We start from the raw sequence: 1240 nt of genomic DNA on the forward strand, positions 1-1240 counted from the left end.
GCGGTCAGGTCGGCCCGCTCGGCCGCGTCGAGCACGTCGATCCGACCGACCGGGACGGCCGGGTTGGCGGCGATCGCCTCGAGCACCCGCTGCCAGCGCTGCGCGATCTCGGCGGCGGTCGACTCGTCGAACAGGTCGGTGGCGTAGGTGAGCGCCAACGCCATACCTGCCGTGCCGGGTTCGCCCTGCTCCGACAGGGTGAACTGCAGGTCGAAGCGCGCCACGTTCTCTTCGAGATCGAGCGCCGACACCGAGAGGCCCGGCAGTTCGAGGGTGGTGCGGTCCAGGTTCTGGAAGGCCAGCATCACTTGGAACAGCGGGTTGCGCGCCTGCGAGCGTTCCGGCGCGAGCAGCTCCACCAGTCGTTCGAAGGGCACGTCGGCATTGCCGTACGCATCGAGGTCGGTGCGCCGCACCCGATCGACCAGCTCGGTGAACGATTCACCGGCGTCGATCCCGGTGCGCAACACCAGGGTGTTGACGAACATGCCGACCAGGTCGTCGAGCGCCTGCTCGCCGCGGCCCGCGATCGGCGTGCCGACCGCGATGTCGTCCGCGCCGGACAGCCGCGACAGCAGCACGGTGAGCGCGCCGTGCATCACCATGAACAGCGACGCACCGCGTTGGCGCGCAATGTCTTCCAGTGCGGCGATCAGCTCGGCGGGCAGCTCGCGGTGCAGTGTCGCGCCGCGCAGCGAGGCGATCGCCGGGCGCGGCCGGTCCGCGGGCAGGGTCAGCTCGTCCGGGACACCGTCGAGCACCCGCTGCCAGTGCGCCACCTGGCGCGCCATCAGCGAATCCGGATCGTCCTCGGTGCCGAGGACCTCACGCTGCCAGACCGCGAAGTCGGCGTACTGCACGGCCAGCGGCGCCCAGCCGGGCGCGCTGTCCTGGGTGCGGGCCGAATAGGCGAGCATCACGTCGCGGGTCAGCGGTCCCATGGAGAAGCCGTCGGCCGCGATGTGGTGCACCACGACGACGAGCACGTGCTCGTCCGGGCCAGCGCTGTAGAGCCGGGTACGCAGCGGAACCTGTTCGGCCACATCGAATCCGGTGGTGACGAAGTCGGTCACCACGGCGGTCAGGTCGGCCGGATCCACCTGCACCGGGTGCAGGTCGAGCGCGATGTTCTCGGCGGGCACGATCACCTGGACCGGGGTGCCGCCGTGCTCCGGGTAGCGGGTGCGCAGCGATTCGTGCCTGCGCACCACGTCGGCCACCGCGAGCCGCAGCGCGGCCA

General features: G+C 71.0%; 1 protein-coding gene. It reads right to left on the reverse strand.

What is annotated here, in order from left to right; translation table 11 throughout:
• On the reverse strand, positions 1–1240 hold a 1240-nt coding region (locus NN4_RS44610; RefSeq protein WP_246181455.1), incomplete at both ends, for a condensation domain-containing protein.

Origin of the sequence: Nocardia ninae NBRC 108245, assembly GCF_007990755.1 — a bacterium.
GTDB classification, from domain to species: Bacteria; Actinomycetota; Actinomycetes; order Mycobacteriales; family Mycobacteriaceae; genus Nocardia; species Nocardia ninae.